This is a genomic window from Aeromicrobium marinum DSM 15272 (assembly GCF_000160775.2).
Taxonomy (GTDB): domain Bacteria; phylum Actinomycetota; class Actinomycetes; order Propionibacteriales; family Nocardioidaceae; genus Aeromicrobium; species Aeromicrobium marinum.
Genome location: NZ_CM001024.1, coordinates 1,962,967 through 1,983,911 on the forward strand (window position 1 = coordinate 1,962,967; position 20,945 = coordinate 1,983,911).

General features: G+C 72.6%; 18 protein-coding genes. 3 read left to right on the forward strand and 15 right to left on the reverse strand.

Annotated elements, in window-relative coordinates; all coding sequences use genetic code 11:
* Positions 1 to 12: 12 nt before the first annotated feature.
* The 10 genes from HMPREF0063_RS09960 to HMPREF0063_RS10005 form a co-directional block, all read right to left on the reverse strand.
* Positions 13 to 2,004, reverse strand: a complete 1,992-nt coding sequence (locus HMPREF0063_RS09960; protein WP_007078538.1) for an SDR family oxidoreductase — start codon at positions 2,002 to 2,004, stop codon at positions 13 to 15.
* Positions 2,005 to 2,106: 102 nt separating this feature from the next.
* Complete coding sequence (locus HMPREF0063_RS09965; protein ID WP_007078539.1) at positions 2,107 to 2,445, reverse strand: cation:proton antiporter; 339 nt, start codon at positions 2,443 to 2,445, stop codon at positions 2,107 to 2,109.
* Positions 2,442 to 2,699 carry an MrpF/PhaF family protein gene (locus HMPREF0063_RS09970; RefSeq protein WP_007078540.1) on the reverse strand — a complete coding sequence of 86 codons (258 nt, stop codon included), beginning with the start codon at positions 2,697 to 2,699 and terminating at the stop codon, positions 2,442 to 2,444. The genes HMPREF0063_RS09965 and HMPREF0063_RS09970 overlap by 4 nt, the downstream gene beginning before the upstream one ends.
* The gene (locus HMPREF0063_RS09975; protein ID WP_007078541.1) at positions 2,696 to 3,055 is read right to left on the reverse strand and encodes a Na+/H+ antiporter subunit E; all 360 of its coding nucleotides are present in this window, start codon (positions 3,053 to 3,055) and stop codon (positions 2,696 to 2,698) included. Before HMPREF0063_RS09975 ends, HMPREF0063_RS09970 begins: the two co-directional genes overlap by 4 nt.
* On the reverse strand, positions 3,052 to 4,545 hold the full coding sequence (locus tag HMPREF0063_RS09980) for a monovalent cation/H+ antiporter subunit D family protein (RefSeq protein ID WP_007078542.1): 1,494 nt from the start codon (positions 4,543 to 4,545) through the stop codon (positions 3,052 to 3,054). The genes HMPREF0063_RS09975 and HMPREF0063_RS09980 overlap by 4 nt, the downstream gene beginning before the upstream one ends.
* Entirely contained in the window at positions 4,542 to 4,880 is a 339-nt protein-coding gene (locus tag HMPREF0063_RS09985; RefSeq protein ID WP_007078543.1) for a sodium:proton antiporter, read from the reverse strand. Before HMPREF0063_RS09985 ends, HMPREF0063_RS09980 begins: the two co-directional genes overlap by 4 nt.
* Positions 4,877 to 7,660, reverse strand: coding sequence for a DUF4040 family protein (locus HMPREF0063_RS09990; RefSeq protein ID WP_007078544.1), 2,784 nt, complete (start codon positions 7,658 to 7,660; stop codon positions 4,877 to 4,879). The genes HMPREF0063_RS09985 and HMPREF0063_RS09990 overlap by 4 nt, the downstream gene beginning before the upstream one ends.
* Before the next feature lie 163 nt (positions 7,661 to 7,823).
* Positions 7,824 to 9,446, reverse strand: coding sequence for an AMP-binding protein (locus tag HMPREF0063_RS09995; RefSeq protein ID WP_007078546.1), 1,623 nt, complete (start codon positions 9,444 to 9,446; stop codon positions 7,824 to 7,826).
* A gap of 37 nt (positions 9,447 to 9,483) precedes the next feature.
* Positions 9,484 to 10,152 (reverse strand): response regulator, encoded by a 669-nt coding sequence (locus HMPREF0063_RS10000; protein WP_007078547.1) that lies wholly within the window; start codon positions 10,150 to 10,152, stop codon positions 9,484 to 9,486.
* Positions 10,149 to 11,381 (reverse strand): ATP-binding protein, encoded by a 1,233-nt coding sequence (locus HMPREF0063_RS10005; protein ID WP_007078548.1) that lies wholly within the window; start codon positions 11,379 to 11,381, stop codon positions 10,149 to 10,151. The genes HMPREF0063_RS10000 and HMPREF0063_RS10005 overlap by 4 nt, the downstream gene beginning before the upstream one ends.
* Positions 11,382 to 11,512: 131 nt before the next feature.
* On the opposite strand from HMPREF0063_RS10005, the gene HMPREF0063_RS10010 reads away from it, so the two are divergent.
* The 3 genes from HMPREF0063_RS10010 to HMPREF0063_RS10020 are packed head-to-tail and all read left to right on the forward strand — an operon-like array spanning position 11,513 to position 13,229.
* Positions 11,513 to 12,793, forward strand: a complete 1,281-nt coding sequence (locus HMPREF0063_RS10010) for a PspC domain-containing protein (protein ID WP_040320233.1) — start codon at positions 11,513 to 11,515, stop codon at positions 12,791 to 12,793.
* A complete protein-coding gene (locus tag HMPREF0063_RS10015) occupies positions 12,790 to 12,975 on the forward strand; it encodes a hypothetical protein (RefSeq protein WP_007078550.1) in 186 nt (61 codons plus the stop codon). The genes HMPREF0063_RS10010 and HMPREF0063_RS10015 overlap by 4 nt, the downstream gene beginning before the upstream one ends.
* On the forward strand, positions 12,972 to 13,229 hold the full coding sequence (locus tag HMPREF0063_RS10020; RefSeq protein ID WP_040320234.1) for a PspC domain-containing protein: 258 nt from the start codon (positions 12,972 to 12,974) through the stop codon (positions 13,227 to 13,229). Before HMPREF0063_RS10015 ends, HMPREF0063_RS10020 begins: the two co-directional genes overlap by 4 nt.
* Here HMPREF0063_RS10020 and HMPREF0063_RS10025 read toward each other — a convergent pair.
* The 5 genes from HMPREF0063_RS10025 to HMPREF0063_RS10045 form a co-directional block, all read right to left on the reverse strand.
* Positions 13,147 to 14,178, reverse strand: coding sequence for a glycerophosphodiester phosphodiesterase family protein (locus HMPREF0063_RS10025; protein WP_007078551.1), 1,032 nt, complete (start codon positions 14,176 to 14,178; stop codon positions 13,147 to 13,149). The genes HMPREF0063_RS10020 and HMPREF0063_RS10025 overlap by 83 nt on opposite strands.
* An 86-nt stretch (positions 14,179 to 14,264) precedes the next feature.
* On the reverse strand, positions 14,265 to 15,767 hold the full coding sequence (locus HMPREF0063_RS10030) for a gamma-glutamyltransferase (protein WP_007078552.1): 1,503 nt from the start codon (positions 15,765 to 15,767) through the stop codon (positions 14,265 to 14,267).
* Positions 15,764 to 17,359: a glutamine-hydrolyzing GMP synthase gene (gene guaA / locus HMPREF0063_RS10035; RefSeq protein ID WP_007078553.1), complete on the reverse strand. Its 1,596-nt coding sequence runs from the start codon at positions 17,357 to 17,359 to the stop codon at positions 15,764 to 15,766. The genes HMPREF0063_RS10030 and guaA overlap by 4 nt, the downstream gene beginning before the upstream one ends.
* Before the next feature lie 308 nt (positions 17,360 to 17,667).
* A complete protein-coding gene (locus HMPREF0063_RS10040; protein WP_007078554.1) occupies positions 17,668 to 19,356 on the reverse strand; it encodes a GMC oxidoreductase in 1,689 nt (562 codons plus the stop codon).
* Positions 19,353 to 20,903, reverse strand: a complete 1,551-nt coding sequence (locus HMPREF0063_RS10045) for a succinic semialdehyde dehydrogenase (protein ID WP_245527703.1) — start codon at positions 20,901 to 20,903, stop codon at positions 19,353 to 19,355. Before HMPREF0063_RS10045 ends, HMPREF0063_RS10040 begins: the two co-directional genes overlap by 4 nt.
* Between the last annotated feature and the right edge of the window lie 42 nt (positions 20,904 to 20,945).

Consider the following 20,945-nt stretch of genomic DNA (forward strand, 5'->3'; position numbering starts at 1 on the left):
GGACGGCCGCCGCTACCAGTGCACGCCGCGCAGCACCGACGCCAGGGTGCGTTGCCGCCGCGAGGCGGACCGGCCCGCGTCGGCGCCACGCGCGGCGGCCGAGTCGGGAAACAGGTGGTAGGCGCGGTTCAGCACCTGGAAGGCGATGCGCGGGGCCAACGCGTGTCCCAGCTCGCCGGCGGTCCCGCCCAGGGTGTTGATCTCGTGCGGCTGGTCCCGGATCGCGCGCAGGACCAGGTCCGCCGCCTGCGCCGAGCTGATCGCCGGGAACGCGTCGTACAGGCGGGTGGGGGCGATCATCGGGGTGCGCACCAGCGGCATGTGGATGGTGGTGAACGTGACGCCACGGTGGACCAGCTCGGAGCTGACGACACGCGTCCAGCCGTCGAGCGCGGCCTTCGAGGCGATGTAGGCGCTGAAGCGCGGCGGGTTGGTCTGCACGCCGATCGACGAGATGTTGACGACGTGCCCGCGCTTGCGGTGGGCCATCCCCGGCGCCAGACCCATGACCAGCCGGATCGCCCCGAAGTAGTTCAGCTGCATCGTGCGCTCGAAGTCGTGGAACCGGTCGTAGGACAGACGCAGCGACCGACGGATGGATCGACCGGCGTTGTTGACCAGCACGTCGACACCGTCCAGATCGCGCTCCACCTCCTTGACCATCTCGTCGACCGCCTCGAGGTCGGTGAGGTCGCACGGGTAGGCGACCGCGGTGCCGCCGTCGGACCTGATCTCGTCGACCATGTGCTCCAGGTCCTCGGCGCTGCGGGCCACGAGCACCACGGTGGCGCCGAGGGTGGCCAGCCGGAACGCCGTGGCCCGCCCGATGCCGGAGGTGGCGCCGGTGATCATGATGGTGCGCCCCTGTACGGCCCGCCGGGTCGCCCGGTCGGCGCCGATGGCCGGGTCGAGCCGCTGCTCCCAGTGGTCCCAGAGCGCCCCCGCGTAGGTCGACAGGGGCGGCGGCGCGATGCCCGAGCCCTCCAGCGCGGCCAGGGTCGCCGTGGCGTCGAAGACCGGTGCCAGGTGCAGGTGGGGCAGCACCTCGGGCGGGATCCCGAGCCGTCGCAGCAGCGGCCGGCTGAGCGTCGCTCCGAGGTCGGTGCCGACGGTGCGGGCGGCCAGCGGCCCGACGAGCTTCTCGGCGAGTGCGTCGGTGACCCGGTTGTCCAGCGATGCGGCCACGTGGGGCGCGCCGGCCGCCTGGGCGATGGTGTCGATCAGCTCGAGGTTGGAGTGCGGCTCCGGGTTGACCAGGTGGAAGGCCCGGCCGTCGAGGCCCGGCCGGTGCGCGAGCTCGTCCATCGCCCGTGCCACGTAGTCGACGGGCACCACGTTGGTCCGTCCGAGGCCGGGAGCGGCGAGCGGCCACCAGGTCGGCAGGGCCGACCGCAGCGCCTTGACCAGCGGGAAGAAGTAGTACGGCCCGTCGACCTTGTCGATCTCGCCGGTCCGCGAGTCGCCGACCACCACGGCCGGTCGGTAGACCCGCCACGGGACGGCGGTGGAGGCGCGGACCAACGCCTCCGAGCCGTGCTTGGTCCGGTGGTAGTCCGACGGGAAGCCCTGCCCCTCGTCGAACATCTCCTCGGTGAAGACACCGGAGAAGTCGCCGGCGACGGCGATCGATGACACGTGGTGGAAGGTCCCCGCCCCGACGGCCTCCGCGAGCTCGAGCGCGTGCCGGGTGCCGTCGAGGTTCAGCAGGTCGTTCTCGGCGGCGCCGGCCGTCATGTCGTAGGACGCCGCCAGGTGGAAGACGTGGTCGATGCTCCCGGCGTGCTCGGCGATCCACCCCGGGTCGACGCCCAGCCCCGGCCGGGTCAGCTCGCCGCTGACCGGGACGACACGCGGCGACCGCCCCCACCCGTGGGCGTGACGCTCCAGCCGCGCCACCGAGCCGGGGCGCACGAGGACGTGGATGTCGCCCTCACGCCGTGACACGAGCTCGGCGACGAGTCGGCGTCCGATGAATCCGGTGGCGCCGGTGACGAAGTAGGCCATGAGGCGGTTCCCTTGGTCGAGAGGTGCCACCCTACCCGCGACGGATCGTCGAGGTACAGGCCATGGGACATTCGCCGATGTCACGTCTCGGGCGGACCCGCGTCAGTCCGTCCCCGGATGCTCCCCGAGCTCACCGGCGTCGGTGCCGGCGCCGAAGCGGTGGCCCGACAGCACGGCGGCGCGAGCGATCGCGATGCCGCCGACGGCCGACGTGGCCAGCTGCAGGCCGATGGCGATGACCACCTTCACCGCCGTCGACGGCGACGGGTCGAGCAGCGCCGACCCGGCCACCACGAACGCGACGCCCAGCCCGGCGGCGGTGGCCACCGAGGACGCGCGGGTGTAGGCGTCGGGCAGCCGGACGACGCCGATGCCGGCGGCGACGAAGATCGTCGCGCCGAGCACGACCCAGACCTGCCCCAGGACCTCCCACCACGTCATCGGTGCCCCCTGGTCAGCAGCCGGGCCAGGGACACGGCGGCGAGGAACGCGACGAGCGTCGCCACGAGCACGAGGTCGAAGGTGCCGGCGCTCGCGGTCCGGGTGCCGATGAGCGCGATCAGCGCGACGACGGCGAAGGTCAGCAGGTCCGTGCCCACGGCACGGTCGGCCGGAGTGGGCCCGACCGCAATGCGCCACACGGCCAGGGCGACCGCGATGCCGCACCCGGCGATGGCGACGTCCAGGGCGATCATCCGGTGCCTCCGATCGTGGTGCCGCGCAGCATCCTGCGCTCCATCTCCTGCAGGTCGGCCAGGGCCGCCTCGGTGCTCCCGTGGTACAACGAGTGCACCAGCAGGGTCCGCGCGCCGCCGTCGTCCTCGGTGACCCCGAGCGTGAGCGTGCCCGGCGTGAGGGTGATCAGGATCCCGATCAGCGCGACCTGGTGGTCGTCGGTCGAGGTGAGGCGCAGGCGCACCACCCGGGGGGTGGACGTGTGGCCGGTGGTGAGGATGTCGACGATGATCGCCCACGACGACGTCACGATCTGACCGACGAACCAGGTCCAGAACGCCACCGCCCGGGCGGGGAAGGTCAGCAGCGTGCTCATCGGACCACCGCCGTCACGTAGGGCGTGGTGTCGAGCAGGCCGGCCGCGGCCGTCGAGGTCAGGTCGAGCAGCACCTCGGCCCCCAGGCCGAGCCCGAGCGTCACGACGGCGAGGACGACCGAGGGGACGACGAGGCTGGTGCGGACCGGGGTGCGCGAGGCGGGGTGCGACGCCTCCGCGGCCTCGTCGGGCCTCGGACCGGCGAACACCGCGTTCCAGATCCGCAGCAGGGACAACAGGCTGAGGAGGCTGGCACCGATGACGATCGCGACGACCACGAACCGGTCGGCGTCGACCGCGGCGAGCACGAGGCTGAGCTTGGCGACGAAACCGGAGAACGGCGGAAGCCCGGCCAGCGAGAGCGCAGCCATTCCGAACGCGGCCGCGAGCAGCGGCTGGCGCCGCACCAGGCCACGGAGGTCGTCGAGCCGGCCCGTGCCGTGGTGCGTCTCGACCGCGCCGGCCGACAGCAGCAGGGACGCCTTGGCGATCATGTGGTGCACCAGGTAGAACAGGCCGGCGGCGAGCCCGGCCGGGGTGAACAGGGCGACCCCGACGAGCACGTAGCCGATCCCGCTGATCATGTTGAAGCTGAGGATCGACCGCATCGTGTCCTCGCCGACCGCGCCGAGGACACCGACGAGCATCGTGGCGCTGAACATCACGATCCCGATCCACAGGTACCGGTCGTCACCGTCGAACACGACGGCGTAGATGCGGTAGATCGCGTAGATGGCGACCTTGGTGTGCAGACCCGAGAACAGCGCGGTGACGGCCGGGGAGGTCGACGGGTAGGTGCGCGCGAGCCAGCCGTGGCTCGGGGCGACGGCCGCCTTCATCGCGAACGCGAACAGGCACACGGCCGTGGCGGCCGCGACGAGGGACGACTCGGCGGCCGCGCCGGCGAGCTCGGCGAGGTTGACCGTGCCGGCCGTCCCGTAGACCAGCGCGATGCCCGCCAGCAGGACGGTGGAGACGAACAGGTTGAACGTCACGTACAGGCGCGACCCGGTGACGGCCTCGGCCGTGCCCTCGCGACGCCGGGAGAGGATCAGCAGGCCGTACGACGGCAGCAGCATGACCTCGACGAAGACGAACAGGTTGAACAGGTCGGCGGTGAGCAGCGCACCGTTGACGCCGGCGGTCAACGCCATCACCAGCGGGGCGAAGAGCGGCAGGCGTCCGGTTCCCGCGGCGACGGCGAACCACGCGCACACCCCGGTCAGCAGGGCCGTGACCGTGATCATCAGGGCCGACAGCGCGTCACCGACGAACGGGATCGCGATGCCTGCCGGCCACGCCCCGACGCTGTGCGCCAGCACCGTGCCGTCGGCCGTGGCCGTCAGGAGCACGGCGCCGCCGACGAGGTTGGCGAGCAGGACCACCCCGAGGAGTGCGAGCGGCCACCGTGAACCGGGTCGCCCGAACGCGCTGAGACCGGCACCGGCGAGCGGCACCGCGACGAGCAGGGGCATGAGGGCGTCGTTCATCGCTCCGCCCCCCGATCGTCGGTCGGTCCCGGCTCGACGTCGTGCTCGTCGTCCTCGCCGGTCACCGCGAGCACCAGCAGGTAGATCGTGATCGCGAACGCGATGACGATGGCGGTGAGGACGAAGGCCTGCGGCAGCGCGTCGGCCGTGGTGGCCGGGTCGAGGTCGGTCCCGAGCGGCTCACCCCGACGGTCGGTTCCGCCCGAGCTGAAGATCAGCAGGTTGACGGCGTGGCTGAGCAGCACGAATCCCAGGATCACGCGCAGGAAGTCGCGCTGCAGGACCATGAACACGGCGCCGGCCACGAGCACACCGACGGACAGGGCGAGGATCATCGGCCGGCCCTCTCCGCCGCACGTCGGGCCGACCGGGCGCCCCGCACGCCCGACTCGACCGGCGCCTGGTGACGCGACGTGCCCAGCAGGTTGAGGGCGGCGAGGATGACCCCGAACACCGCCAGGTAGACGCCGATGTCGAACACCAGGGAGGTGCTGATCTCGGTGAGGCCGAGGTCGAGCTTGACCGGTCGCAGGTACGACCCCTCGAGGAGCCCCACGAGCCCGCTCCCGACCGCCACCACGATGCCGCTGCCGGCGATCGCGAGGTACGGCTTGGCCAGCCGTTCGGTGTCGTCGGACGGCGCGGCCAGATAGGCCAGCCCGAGGGCGGAGACGCCGATCAGCGCGCCGATGAAGCCACCGCCGGGGGCGTTGTGGCCCCGCAGGAGCGCGTAGACGGAGCCGACCAGCATGAGCGGGACGAGGTACCGGTCGAGCACGGAGAGGAACACCGCGTTGCGTCGCGGCTCCGAGAGCGCCGTCTCGGGAACGGACTCCTCGGGTCCCTCCACGGGCCGCCGCGCGGTCAGCAGAGCCGCCACCGCGACGGCCCCGATGCCCAGGACGACCAGCTCACCGAGGGTGTCGAGCGCACGGAAGTCGACGAGGATCGTGTTGACGACGTTGGTGCCACCGGTCTCGTTCTCGGCCTCGTCGAGGAAGTACCGGCCGGCCCGTGAGAGGTCTCGCTGGCCCGTGAACGCCAGGGTCGTCACCGTGGCGGTGATGCCGGCGGCGATCGCTGCGAGTGACGCCAGGACGGTGCGGCGTCGCGGCACCCGCGCGAAGCCGGACGGCATCCGGCGCAGCACCAGCACCATGATCACCACGGTCAGGATCTCGACCAGCAGCTGGGTGAGCGCGACGTCGGCCGCCCCCAGCTCGAAGTACCAGAGGGCCACCGCGAAGCCGGCCACCCCGGCGGCGATCATGCCCGTCAGCCGCGTGCGGGCCCGCACCACCGTCGCCACCCCCAGCAGCAGCACGGCGAGCAGCCCGAGGTCGAGCAGGCGCACCCCGGTCGTGTCGGGCAGGCCGGGCCAGAGGAACGCCACCCCCACCCCGCCGGCGCCGATCAGGGTGATCGGGATCGCCAGGTGGAACGCGGGAGCGTCCGTGCGCGTCAGGTCGGCGACCCGCCGGCCGCCGGCGACGATGCCGCTCTGCACCGCCTCCACCGCGCCCACGCCCGTGCCGGGGAACAGCGACCGGTCGAGCAGGCGGTCGACCGCGTCGCGGCGCAGCACCAGCACGGCTCCTCCGGCGATCACGGTCGCCGACAGCAGCAGCGGGGCGTTGACGCCGTGCCACAGGCTCAGCTCACTGACCTCGGACAGCCGGCTGCCCGAGGCGACGGCGGCGGCGGGTGCCACCAGGTCGTCCAGCAGCCAGACCAGCAGACCGGCCACCAGGCCTCCGAGCGCACCGACCCCGATGCCCAGCGACATGGGGGCCGTCTCCCGCCAGGGTCGGACCTCCACGGCCGGGCCGGGCAGGGTCGTGACGAGCAGACGGGCGCTGTAGGCGAAGGTCAGCAGGGCCCCGCCGGCCGCGACGCCGGCGACGAGCCACCCGACCCCGGGCCCCGCGGGCGCCTGCAGCATGTAGTCGAGGATCAGCTCCTTGCTGACGAAGCCCAGGGTGATCGGCACGCCGGCCATGCTCACGGCGGCCAGGGTGATCATCGCCGCGTCCCACGGCATCGTGCGCGCCATGCCGCTCAGCTCACGGATGTCCCGGGTGCCGACCCTCCGTTCGAGCAGGCCCACGTGCATGAACGCCGCCGACTTGAACAGGGCGTGGGCGACGACGTGCACGCTCGCCGCCAGCATCGCGCCGGTGCTGCCCACCCCGATGACCGCCACGACCAGGCCCAGCTGGCTGACCGTCGAGTAGGCGAGCAGCTCCTTGAGGTCGGTGCGCTGCAGGGCGAACGCCGCTCCCATCACGGAGGTCAGCAGTCCGACGGTGATCAGCAGCGGTGACCACAGGGGCGAGCTGGAGGCGGCGTCGGCGAACAGCATCAGCAGGAAGATGCCGGCCTTCACCATCGCGGCCGCGTGCAGGTAGGCGCTGACCGGGGCCGGCGCGACCATCGCGTCGGGGAGCCACGCGTGGAACGGGAACTGTGCCGACTTGGTCATCGCGGCCAGTGCCACCAGCACGGCCACCGCGCCGGCGAAGGTCGGGTCCTGGCCCCACACCGGGCTGGCGAGCGCCGCGGTGAGCTCGGTGGTGCCGGTGCGGACCACGACCAGGCCCACCGCGCCGAGCAGGCAGAGGCCACCGGCCGCCGTGACCAGCAGGGTGCGGGTCGCCGGCGGGCCGGCGCGGGGGCCGGAGGTCAGGATCAGCAGGTACGAGCACAGGGTGGTCAGCTCCCACGCCACGAACAGCACGACGAGGTCGTCCGCCAGGACCAGCAGCAGCATGGCGGCCGCGAACGCGGTCATCAGGGTGTAGAAGGTGGCCGGACGAGTCTCGGTGAGGTAGGCCGTGGAGTACACCAGCACCGCGGCCCCGATCACGAGCACCACGAGGGCGAACAGGAACGACAGGCCGTCCAGCCGCAGCCTCAGCGCGACGTCGATGCTCGGGATCCAGGCCGCGCTGTCGGTGACCCTGCCTCCGCCCGGGTACTGCTGCACCAGCGCACCCGCCGCGACCAGCAGACCGCCGGCCAGGGGCCAGCCCGCGGCCCGGCCCAGCAGTCGGACGGCGACGGGCGCGACCGCGACCAGGGCCGCGACCAGCGCGAGCACGGCGATCAGGGACACGGAACCACCTGGCTGGAGGACGGGGCGTGGGCAGGGAGGACGTCAGCGGCGAGGGGCTCCACGAGGGTCCTTTCGGGATCGCTGACGACGTTGTCGACCAGACTTCCCGACGCACCGGACGTCATCCTACCGAGTCGGCCGCGACGGACGGGCCGCGCCCTGCTCAGGTGTCCAGCAGCCGCTTGACCACCTTGCCGGCAGGGTTGCGCGGCAGCTCGTCGACGAAGATGACGTCGCGCGGGACCTTGTAGCGGGCCAGGTTCTGCCGGACGAGGTCCCGCACCGCGTCGGCCGTGATCGGGCCGTCGACCACCACGAACGCCGCGAGTCGTGCGCCGAACTCCTCGTCCGGCACCCCGACCACCGCGGCCTCGCGGACCGACGGGTGGGTGGCGAGCAGGTTCTCGACCTCCAGCGGGAACACGTTCTCGCCGCCGGACACGATCATGTCGTCGTCGCGGCCCTCGACGTGCAGGCGACCGTCGCGGTCCAGGTGCCCCAGGTCGCCGGTCGACATGAACCCGTCGACGACGCGTTTGGACCCTCCCCCGGTGTACCCGCCGAACTGCATCGAGCTGCGGACGAAGATCCGGCCGACCGCGCCGTGCCGGACGGGTCGGTCACGGTCGTCCAGGATGCGCACGACCGTGCCGAACGGGGGGCGACCCACGGTGCCGGGAGCCGCGGCGAGGTCCTGCGGGGTCGCGATCGCGACGGCGGCGACCTCGGTCGACCCGTAGAGGTTGTGCACGACGGGGCCGAAGGCCCGGGTGGCCCGCTCCGCGAGCTCCGGCCGCAGCGCGGAGCCGGAGAGGGCGATGACGCGCAGGTGCTGCAGCCGCGGCGGTCGGTCCGACGCCTCGACGGCCGCAACCAGCCGGCCCAGGAGCACCGGGAGGGTGATCAGGGTGTCCGCACGGCGCTCGGCCATCGCGGCGAGGGTGGCAGCGGCGTCGAACCGGCGGCTCACCACCACCGTGCTGCCCAGACCGAACGACAGCATCGCCATCGACAGCCCCCAGGCGTGGAACAGCGGCGCCGCGACCACCACCGTCCGGCCCGGACGGAGCGGGATCCTCGACAGCACGCCACCCGGCGCGGCCAGGGTCGCGTCGATGTCGCGCGGGGCGCCCTTGGGGGTCCCGGTCGTCCCGCTGGTCAGCAGCACGACGCGCTGGGCCCGTCGGGGCCGCGGCAGCACCCGGGGGTCGGCGTGGCGGATCAGGGTGTCGGTCGCGGCCGCGTCGTCGGGGTCACCCGCCTCGCGGTGGGCCACCAGACGCCTGACCGACGGGTCGAGCAGGGTCGTCCGGTCCGCGAACTCGCCGTCGTGGACGAGCACGTCGACACCTTCGCGCCCGCACACCTCGGTCAGCTGCGGGGCGGAGAAGTCGGTGTTGAGCAGCAGTGTCCGGGCGCCGAGCTTGCTCGCGGCGAAGAAGACCTCGAAGAACTCCCGGTGGTTGCGGCACAGGATCCCGATGCTGCTGCCGGCGTCGACCCCCGTGGCGTACAGCGCCGCTGCCAGGGCCGTGGAGCGGCGGTGCAGCTCGGCCGACGTCAACGATCCCCGGTCATCGACGATCGCGACGCCGTGCGGGTTCATGGCGGCCGCGGCCGCGGTACCGGCACCGGCCACCCCGTGCTGCCACGCGGCGGTCGCGACCCCCAGGTACCGCAGCGGGTTGCCGCGCACCGCCTGGGGTCCGACCGCGCGAGCCATCGTCGCGGCGTACCGGGCCTCGAGCCGTCCCCGCGCGAGGAGGTCACGCGCCGTCATCGCCATGCGCCCGAACCTACGTCCTCTCCCCACCTCCTCGCACTCAGATCAGGCGACGGTCGTTGGCCCAGCGGGTCAGCTCGTGGCGGCTGGAGAGCTGCAGCTTGCGCAGCACGCTCGACACGTGCGTCTCGACGGTCTTGATCGAGATGAACAGCTCCTTGGCCACCTCCTTGTAGGCGTAGCCGCGGGCGATCAGCCGCATGACCTCCCGCTCGCGTTCGGTCAGCCGGTCCAGGTCGGTGTCGATCTGCGCGACCTCGATGGTGCCGGCGAAGGCGTCCAGCACGAATCCGGCCAGCCGGGGCGAGAACACCGCGTCGCCGGCCGCCACCCGGGCGATCGCGTCGAGCAGCTCCGGTCCGGAGATGTTCTTGGTGACGTAGCCGCGGGCGCCCGCCCGGATGACGCCGATGACGTCCTCGGCGGCATCGCTGACCGACAGCGCCAGGAACCGCATGTCGGGGTGCCGCGGGAGCATGCGGCGCAGCACCTCACCGCCACCTCCGCCGGGCATGTGCACGTCGAGCAGGACGACGTCGGGGGTCGTGGCGGTCAGCGCCGCGACGGCGGACTCGACGTCCTCGGCCTCAGCGACCAGGTCGAGGGTGCCGGAGATCTCGGCCCGCACCCCCGTCCGGAACATGGCGTGGTCGTCGACGACGGCGATCCGCAGGCGCGCGGCCGGCGGCGGTGTCGTGGGGGTGGTCATGGGGTGGAGTCCTCTCGAACGGCGGATCGCGGCAGACGGAGCCGCACCTCGGTGCCCTCGCCGGGCGCGCTGCGGACCACGACCGTGCCGCCGTGCCGCTCGACGCGACCGACCACCGATCCGCGGATCCCCATCCGGTCCTCCGGCACGGCGTCGGGGTCGAACCCGATGCCCCGGTCCCGGACGAAGATCTCGACCGATCCCTCGAGCACCTCGGCGTACACGTCGACCCGGTCGGCGTGCGCGTGCTTGGCGGCGTTCACCACGGCCTCACGGGCAGCCCGCACGAGGGCCGCCAGGTCGTCGTCGAGCGGCGCGTCCCCCACCACCACGATCTCGACGGGCACCCGGTGGTCGACCTCGACCTCGCCCACCACGGCCCGCAGGGCCGCCGCGACGGAGTCGCCGTCGCGGCGTTCGTCGCCGTACAGCCAGGCCCGCAGGTCCCGCTCCTGCCGGCGCGCCAGGGTCGCCACGACCGCGGGGTCCGCCGCGTTCTTCTGCAGCAGGGCCAGGGTCTGCAGCACCGAGTCGTGCAGGTGGGCCGCGACGTCGGCGCGCTCCTGGGAGCGGATCCGCTCCCGCCGCTCGGAGCCCAGGTCGCCGATGAGCGACGCCACCCACGGGCCGACGATCAAGGTGATGCCGAGGACGGCGACGGCCAGCACGGTGGCCACGTCGGCGATCGCGGCCCACCCTCGTTCCGCCGTGACGAGGTAGATGCCCGCGGCTCCGATCAGCGCCGAGCCGGCCACGACCCGCAGGACGGACGGCCAGGTGCCGTCGTTGCGCAGCCAGCCGGTGCGGGTGTCGTCGAGCCCCCGCCACACGACGGCCAGACCGACGGCGGCGATCAGCATCGGCAGCAGCAGGCTCCAGCCGATGCCGCGGCCCGACACCTGCACCAGCAGGGCGACACCGGCACCGATCGCCAGCACCGCCGCCGCGCGGGCGACGTCGACCGTCGACGTGCCGCCGGAGGTCCGGAGGCCTCGCCGGGTCGCGGCGTCCAGCCCGGGCACGCCGGGCGCGGCACTGATCGGCAGGAACCGCCACAACAGGAGGTACGCCACGATCCCTGCACCGTTGAAGACTGCCGCGATCGTGAAGCCGAGCCGGACCCACAGGGGGTCCACGCCCAGGTGGTCCGCGACGCCGGCGCTGACGCCGGAGATGATCCGGCGGTCGGCGGGCCGGTACGCGCGGCGCACGGGTGGGGGCGGTGTCACCCCATGATCGTCACACGCGGGGACGCCCCCGCGCCACGAGGGACGGGACCCGCCCGACCCTGAGGCGACCCGGGGACGGACCAGGGTCGATCCCGATGGTGCGGGCCCACCCCGATCGACACGATGGAGACATGAACGACACGACCGACATCCCCACGACGCCGCCCCCACCCCCTCCGCCGCCCGGCGGTGAGGAGTCGGCAGGCGGCGGACCCGACCGCGAGCGCCTGCGCTCGGTCGCCGACGCCACCCGGTCCACCGACGGCCGCATGCTCACCGGGGTGGCCGCGGGTCTCGGCCGGCACCTGGGCATCGACCCGATCATCGTCCGGGTCGTCTTCGTCGCCCTGACCTTCCTCGGCCTGGCCGGCGTGGTGCTGTACGTGACGGCCTGGTTCCTCCTGCCCACCGACGACGGTCGCCGGAGCATCGCCGCCGAGTGGTTCCGGCTCGACCGCAACGAACCGCAGGTCCGCACCGTCGGCCTGATCCTCGGCGGCATCGCCGCCGTCGGTGCGGTCATCGGCGACAGCGGGTGGTTCTGGTGGGGCGGGCCCTGGCCGCTGTTCGTCATCGGACTCCCGGCGCTGGGCCTGTACTGGCTGTTCGTGGTGCTGCCGCGTCGTCGTCGCGACGGGCGGACCCCGACCGATCCCCCGCCCGCCGGTCCGAGCTGGCCGGGCGCCGCGTCACCTGCCGGCTCTCCGGCCGCGACGTCACCCGCCGGCCCGGCCGGGGACACCGAGGGGACCACGGTGCCGGCCGGTGGTGAGGCCCCGCCGGCTCCTCCGACGTGGACGGCCCAGCCGGCCGCACCGCGCCGGATGAGGCCCCCGCTGCTCCTGCTCGCCACCCTCTCGGCGATGGCCGCGGTCCTGGGCTCCCTCGCACTGTGGGACGTCGCGGCCGACCGGGACCTCACCTGGACCGCGTACGTCGTGGCCGCGCTGCTCGTGACGGGTGCCGCACTCGTGGTCGGCGCCTGGTGGGGCCGCAGCGTCGCCCTGGTGCTCCTGGGTGTCGTGCTGAGCGGTGTCCTGGCGATCGGGTCGCTCCTGCCGGACGGGCGGATCGGCGAGATCCGGGTCGCGCCGACCAGCGCCGCCGGCGTCGAGTCCGACTACCAGCTCGGCATCGGCCTGCTGGAGCTCGACCTGCGCGAGGTCGACGACCCCGAGGACCTGCGGGGCCGGACGATCCGCCTCGACGCCGGCTTCGGCGAGACGCGCGTTCTCCTGCCCGACGACCTCGCCGTCACGGTGGTCGCCACCGTCGACGGCGGCGCGATCGACGTCCTCGGCATCCGGGACGACGGACGATCGGCGCGCGTCGTCTCCCCGGCGGACGGACGTCCGTCCGTGCGCATCCTCATCGACCAGACCTTCGGACAGATCACGGTGGACCGCTCATGACCACGCACCCCTTCAACCCGTGGAGCCTCGTCGCCGGCCTGGTGTTCCTCGCCACCGGTGCCGGGTTCCTCGCCCACGACGAGAACCTCGTCACCGCCGGCCAGCTCGCCGTCACGGCGCCGATCATCCTGATCGTCCTCGGCGTCGGTGGCCTGGCCCTCACCCTCAGGAGAAGCGCATGACCAACAACCGCCCCCTCACCCGTCGCAGCGAGCGCAAGATGATCGCCGGGGTGTGCGGCGGCCTGGCCGACCACTTCGGCTGGGACGCGAACGTCGTACGGATCGTCGCCGTCGTCGCCCTCGTGGTCGGCTTCGGATCGGTGTTCATCGCCTACGTGGTGGCGTGGTTCCTCATGCCGAAGGCGCCCCGGACCGACCCGTGGGTGTCGGCGACCGGAGCCACTCCTCCCGCGCCGCCAGCGCCGTCCGCGTGAAGTCCGAGAACGTGCCGTCGACCCCGGCGGCGTAGAAGGCGAGGTACTCGGCCCGGGCGTCACCGTGAGCGGCGACGTCCGGGCCGAGGCGCAGGTTCGTGGGCAGGAAGTTGTTCTCGTCCCTCATGGTCCAGATGTGCACCATGAGGCCGCGCTGGTGGGCGCGGCGGACGAGCTTCGTCTCGTGGGTCAGCCGGTAGTCACGGTCCCGCCGGATGACCAGACTCTTGTTCGGACCGATCCCGTCGGCGTACTCGGCGATCCTGGACAGCTCGCGCTTGCTCGTGAGGCTGGCGTACGTGCGGCGGTCGCGGCGCACCACGAAGTCCCACGGCGCACCCTGCCGGTCGATCAGCTGCACCAGGGGCAGGGGCGTCCGGTCCCGCAGCCCCTGCAGGTTCGAGGTCTCGAACGACTGGACGATGACCGGCACGTCGGCGTCGACGCGGTTCAGGTCGTGCCGCTGCAGGGTCTCGAGCAGCAGGTCGTCGAGGTCGAGCCCGAGCCTCCGGAAGTAGCTGGGGAGCTTGGTCTCGACGTACACCCCCACGCCGCCGGCCCGGGCGATCGCGATGACCTCGTCGAGGGTCAGGACCGGCTCGACCCCGGCGAGGCCGATGTTCTGGGGACGCAGCTGCGGCAGCCGCTCACTCGTGGTGAGGGTCTTGATCTCGGCCAGGGTGAAGTCCTCGGTGAACCAGCCGGTGCGCGGCACCCCGTTGACGAACTTGGTCGTGCGTCGCTCGGCGAACTCCGGGTGGTCGGCCACGTCGGTGGTGTGACCGATCTCGTTCTCGTGCCGCACGACGAGGTGACCGTCACCGGTGGCCACCACGTCGGGCTCGATGTAGTCGCAGCCCGCAGCGACGGCCAGCTCGTACGAGGCCCTGGTGTGCTCGAGCCGTTCACCGGGCATGCCCCGGTGCGCGATGACGATCGGACCGGTCACGAGGACCAGTCAACCACCGCGGGAGGGCCCGCCACCGAAGATCCGGCGGTAGGTGACCCACCGAACAGTGGAGCATCCGCCGCCGGTCAGGGGTGGACGAGGCGCACGGCACCGTCGCGCCGCGGGTCGGCCGCGGCGACCAGGTGGCCGTCGGGCCGGCGGAGGGTCGCTCCCACCCCGCCGAAGTACATCGACGGTTCGGTCTCGACCTTGACCACCTCGTCGGTCCGGCCGGCCCGGTGCACGTGCACCCGCGGGTGGTTCACCGCGGCGGCCAGCCCCAGGTCGCCGTTCACGAACCCGGCGACGGCCTGCACGATCGCCGTGGTGATGCGGTCGGCGCCCGGCGAGCCGACGGCAAGGGTCGCCCCGTCCCGTCGTCGTCCCACGGTCGGCGCCATGTTCGACAGCAACCGGGTCCCGGGCGGCAGTCCGTGCAGCCCTCGAGCGTTCAGCTCCTGCTCGCCCAGACAGTTGTTGAGCCAGATGCCGGTGCCGTCGGCGACCATGCCCGAGCTGTACCCCGACGACACGGTCAGCGAGCAGGCGCCGCCGTCACTGTCGGTGGCCGACACGTGGGCGGTGGACCCGGACTCGAGGGCGCCCAGCCCGCCGGCGTCGACGAGGTCGAGCAGGGCTGCGGCGTCGGCCGCGAGGTCGTCGGTGTGGTCCAGCACGGCGAGGCGGTGGCCGAGGACGGCGCGCTGCACGGCCACCAGGTGCGCGACGTCGGCCTCGGACCAGCGGCCGTCGGGCAGCGGTGCCGCGGGCCGGCCGTCCATCAGTCTCATCATCGCGGCGACGCAGACCCCTCCGACCGCGGGCGGCGGGTTGGTGCCGAAGGTCCAGTCACCGACCTCGGCGACCAGTGACGGCCGCACGACAGGCCGGTACGCCGCGAGGTCCTCGCTGGCCAGGATCCCTCCGCGGGCCAGCACGTCGCCGCTGATCCGGCGGGCCAGCTCCCCGGTGTGCAGGGCAGCCGCGCCCTCGGCGGCGACCAGGTCCAACGCCTCGGCGAGGTCCGGCAGCACGATCGGGTCGGTGGTGATCTCACCGTCGGCGTCGTGGATGGCCGCGTGGCTGACCGGGTCCCACCCGAAGATCGAGTCGTGCACGTGCTCGAGGTAGTAGCGCGAGGCCGAGCTCAGCCGGAACCCGCGCCGCGCCACGGCGGCCGCCGGCGCGACGAGCTCGGGCCACGGCACCCTCCCCCACCGGTCGTGCGCCTCCTGCATCGCTGCGACCGAGCCGTGGGCTGCGACCGAACCGGGTCCCACGGTGACCGTGACCCCGCCGCCGTAGGCGGTGTCGACGTCCCACGTGCCGCCGCCCAGCGGCCGACCCCGGCCGGGCATGTCCATCCAGCCGTCCACGGTCTGCGGTGGCCCGCCGGCGGCCGGTTGGACGGTCAGGAAGCCCCCCGAGCTCAGCGAGACGATGCCGACCTCGTTCACCATCGTCACGAGACCGGCCGCGATCGCCGCGTCCACGGCGTTGCCCCCGGCGCGGGCCACCTGCTCGCCGGCGTCGGCCGCCGCCTCGTTGGGCGCGGAGATCGCGACGTCGAGGGGCGTGGGGCGGTTCACTCCCACTCGATGGTGCCCGGCGGCTTGCTGGTGACGTCGAGGACGACGCGGTTCACCTCACGGACCTCGTTGGTGATCCGCGTCGAGATCCGCTCCAGCAGCTCGTACGGCAACCGGGTCCAGTCGGCGGTCATGGCGTCCTCGCTGGACACCGGACGCAGCACGACCGGGTGCCCGTAGGTGCGACCGTCGCCCTGCACGCCGACGGAGTGCACGTCGGCCAGCAGGACCACGGGGAACTGCCAGATCGACGAGTCGAGGCCCGCCGCCGTGGTCTCCTGACGCACGATCGCGTCGGCCGCACGCAGGATCCGCAACCGGTCGGCGTCGACGGCGCCGACGATCCGGATCGCCAGGCCCGGGCCGGGGAAGGGGTGCCGCCCGACGATGGCCTCGGGGATGCCGAGCTGCCGCCCGACCTCGCGCACCTCGTCCTTGAACAGGGCACGCAGCGGCTCGATGAGGGAGAACTCCAGGTCCTCGGGGAGCCCGCCCACGTTGTGGTGGCTCTTGATGGTCGCCGCGCCCTCTCCCCCGCCGGACTCGACCACGTCGGGGTACAGGGTGCCCTGCACGAGGAACTTGACCGGTGGTCCGGGCGTCGCCAGGACCTCGGCCTCGGCCGCCTCGAACACCCGGATGAACTCGCGACCGATGATCTTGCGCTTGGTCTCGGGGTCGGTGACCCCCGCCAGGTGGCCGAGGAACTGCTCCCGGGCGTCGACGACCTTGAGGTCGACGCCGGTGGCCGCCACGTAGTCGAGCTCGACCTGCTCGGCCTCGCCCTCCCGGAGCAGGCCGTGGTCGACGAACACCGCGGTGAGCCGGTCACCGATGGCGCGCTGCACCAGGGCGGTGGAGACCGCCGAGTCGACACCGCCCGAGAGCGCCGAGATGACGCGGGAGTCGCCCACCTGTTCGCGGATCAGCGCGATCTGCTCCTCGACGATGTTGGCGCTCGTCCAGGTCTGCCGGCAACCGGCGATGTCGACCAGGAAGCGCTCCAGGATCGCCTGTCCGTGCTCGGAGTGGAGCACCTCGGGGTGCCACTGCACGCCGGCGAATCCGCGGCCGGTGTGCTCGAACGCCGCCACCGGGGCGCCGGAGGTGCTCGCGAGGGCCGTGAACCCGCCGGGTGCCGCCGAGACCGCGTCGCCGTGGCTCATCCACACACGGTGCCGGAGCGGGAGGTCGGCCAGCAGGGTGCCGGCCGTGTCGACCTGCATCTCGGTCCGGCCGAACTCCGACAGGCCGGTGCGCGCGACGGTGCCGCCGAGGGCGGCCGCCATCGCCTGGAACCCGTAGCAGATGCCGAACACCGGCACCGAGCCGTCGAGCACGCCCGGGTCCAGCTGCGGAGCGCCCGGCTCGTAGACCGACGAGGGCCCGCCCGACAGGATGATGGCGGCCGGCTTCTTCGCCAGCATCTCGGCGGCCGGCATGGTGCTGGGGACGATCTCGGAGAACACCCGCGCCTCACGGACCCGGCGCGCGATCAGCTGGGCGTACTGGGCGCCGAAATCGACCACCAGGACGGTGTCGTGCTGGGCCTCGGCGAGGGCTTCGGGCGTGGTCGTCCGGGGGTTCGTCACGCGTCGATCGTACCGGTGGCAACTTTCTTTCCGGTCCCCGTAACCCCGGTATCGGGGCGTCGTTGATACGGGTGGATCTAACTACACTCCCTCCCGTTAGATCTGTGCCCGCTCCTCGTGGCACAACAGAACCCGGTCCGTGGCTCCCTCCCGACCGGGTTCTGTGCATTCCGGACGCTTTTCGGCGCCGAACGCCCCTCCCGCCCGGGTGGAGAAGTTACGGAGCCGGCACGGCTCGTTGTCACTGGGCACGGCAGATCTCCCGTGCCCAGTGACAGGACTCCGTGCCGGCTCCGTAATCTCGCGGGTCAGCTGATGCCGACGATGGGCAGGCGGAGGGCGCCGGGAGCGTCGTCCGGCACGACCGGGTTCTTCGGCGCGACCGGCTCCATCTGCACGAAACCCCGCCCGACCTGCGGGCGCACGTCGGTCTCGCCGCGGTTCGGCCAGTACGACAGGGCCCGCTCGGCCTGCGCCGTGATGGTCAACGACGGGTTGACGCCCAGGTTGGCCGAGATCGCCGATCCGTCGATCACGTGCAGGCCGTCGTGGCCGTAGAGCCGGTGGTACGGGTCGATCACGCCGGTCTCGGGGCTGTCGCCGATGCAGGCACCTCCCATGAAGTGGGCAGTGAGCGGCACGTTGAACGGCTCGCCGATGGTGCCGCCGGCGGTGCCGCCCATGTGGTCGGCCATCCGCTGCACGGCCTCGTGGCCCTCGGGGATGAAGGCGGGGTTCGGGGCGCCGTGTCCCTGTCGCGACGACAGACGCCGGCCGAACAGGCCGCGCTTGGTGTAGGTGGTGATGGAGTTGTCGTGGGTCTGCATGACCAGCGCGATCAGCGTGCGCTCCGACCAGTGCCGCAGGTCGTACAGCTTGAACAGGTTGCGCTTCTGCACCCACATCTGCTTCAGCCACACCCGCCAGCGCGGGGTGTCGGTGCTGCCGTCGGTGAGCACGGTCTGCATCAGCGACATCGCGTTGGAACCCCGCCCGTAGCGGCACGGCTCGATGTGCGTGTGCTCGTTGGGGTGGAACGACGAGGTGATCGCGATGCCCTCGCTGTAGTCGACGTCCTTGCCGTCGGCGATCGCCCCGAGCAGCGCCTCGGAGTTCGTGCGCGTCAGCAGGCCGAGCCGCTGCGACACGTTCGGCAGCACGCCGCGGTCACGCATGCGGTGCAGCAGCTTCTGGGTGCCCATGGTGCTGGCGGCGAAGATCACCTGGTCGGCGGTCAGCGTCGTGCGTCGGCGGCCACGCTTGTTCGTGCGCCGCGTCTCGACCTCGTAGCCGCCACCGGGCAGGGGCCGGACGGCGGTGACGGTGGTGAGCGGCTTGACCTCGGCGCCGGCGCCCTCGGCCAGGTGCAGGTAGTTCTTCACCAGGGTGTTCTTGGCGTTGTGCCGGCACCCGGTCATGCACTCGCCACAGTTCGTGCAGGCGTTGCGGTCGGGTCCGGCGCCGCCGAAGTACGGGTCCCCCATCGGCTCGCCACCGCGCTCGCCGAACAGCACGCCCACCGGGGTGCTGTGGAACGTGCCCTCCACGCCCATCTCGGCCGCGACCTGTCGCATGACCCGGTCGGCCGGCGTCTCGAACGGGTAGGTCGTGACGCCGAGCATGCGCTTCGCCTGGTCGTAGTAGGGCGCGAGCTCGGACTTCCAGTCGGTGATGTGCCCCCAGGCCGGGTCGCGGTAGAACGGGTCGAGCGGCTCGTACAGCGTGTTGGCGTAGACCAGGGAGCCGCCGCCGACCCCCGCGCCCGACAGGATCAGCACGTCCTTGAGCTTGTCGATGCGCTGGATGCCGTAGCAGCCCAGGAACGGTGCCCACAGGAACTTGCGCAACCGCCACGAGGTCTTCGCGAAGTCGGCGTCCTCGTAGCGCTTGCCGGCCTCCAGCACGGCGACCTTGTACCCCTTCTCGACCAGCCGCAGCGCCGAGACGCTCCCGCCGAATCCCGATCCGATGACGATGACGTCGTAGTCGTGGCTCATGCGCGGCGAGTCCTCCTGAGTAGGGCGAGCGCCACGGTCATCACCCGGGCGAAGATCTTGGCCGACAGGAAGTCCGGTCCACCGACGGGGACGAGGCGCTGCACCCCCACCGACTGCGGCTCGGTGTAGCGCAGCAGGCCCTCGGGGCCCTGCCGACGACCCGTGCCCGAGGAGCGCATGCCGCCCATGGGGGCGTCGACGCTGCCGAACGTGGCCGAGAACCCCTCGTTGATGTTGACGGTGCCGGCCTTGATGCGGGGGGCGATCTCGCGTGCGTCGGGCACCGGGCCCCAGATGCTCGCGTTGAGCCCGTACTCACCGGCGTTGGCCAGTGCCACGGCCTCCTCGACGTCGCCGAAGCGGTACAGCGACACCAGCGGACCGAAGGTCTCGTCGGCGAAGCACTCGGCGGCCGCGGTGACCCCCTCGAGCACCGTGGGCTCGTAGAAGAACGGACCGAGGTCGGGCCGGGCCCGGCCACCGACGAGGACACTGGCGCCGTTGGCGATCGCGTCGTCGACGTGCTTGGCCGTGGTCTCGAGCTGCGCGGCCGAGACGAGCGAGCCGATGTCGGCGTCCCAGTCGAGCGACGGCCCGATGCTGAGCGAGCGCACCCGCTCGACGAACGCCTCACGGAACGCGTCGTACAGCGAGTCGTGCACGTACAGACGCTCGATGGAGACGCAGAGCTGGCCCGCCGAGGAGAAGCAGGCCGTGACCGCGCCCGCCGCGGCCCGGTCGACGTCGGCGCCCGGCAGCACGATCATGGGGTTCTTGCCGCCCAGCTCCAGCGAGCAGCTCACGAGTCGCTCCGCGGCCTGCTTGGCGACGAGGGTGCCCGTGGCGGTGGACCCGGTGAAGCAGATGTAGTCGGCCTGCTCGATGATCGCGGTGCCCACGACCGAGCCGGCGCCGCTGACGACCTGCCAGACGTCGGTGGGGATGCCGGCCTTGCGCAGCAGCTCGACGCCGGCCAGGGCGATCAACGGGCTCTGGCTGTCGGGCTTGAGGACGACCGCGTTGCCGGCGGCGATGGCGGGCAGACCGTCCGACAGCGCCATCGTGAGGGGGTAGTTCCAGGGGGCGATGATGCCGACGACACCCTTGGGCACCTGGTTCACGTGCACGCTGGTGAGACCCGGGATGGCGCCGTTGCGGCGCGACGGCGCCAGCTGCCGCTTCATCCGGCGCGCGTAGTAGCGGGCGGTGAGGGCGAGGTGGGCGACCTCGTCGAACGCGTGGGCGCGGCTCTTGCCCGACTCCAGCTGGATCAGGTCGAGCAGCTCGTCCTGGTGCCGCAGCACGAGGTCGTGCAGCCGCAGGAAGGCACGCTGGCGGCGGGCGATCGGCGTCGCGGCCCAGGCCACCTGCGCGGCCCTGGCCGCGTCGAACGCGTCGTCGACGTCCTCGAGGCTCGAGACGGGGACCTCCGCGAGCGGCCGGCCGGTGAGCGGCGACGTCGTGGTGCGGGTCTCGGCGCTGGTCGAGCGGATCTGCCGCGTCAGCTGGGTGATGCGGTCGGACGAGATCGGGACGGCGGCAGGCATGGGGGCCATCGTACCGCCGGTATGCCGGGGATGCCAGAGAAG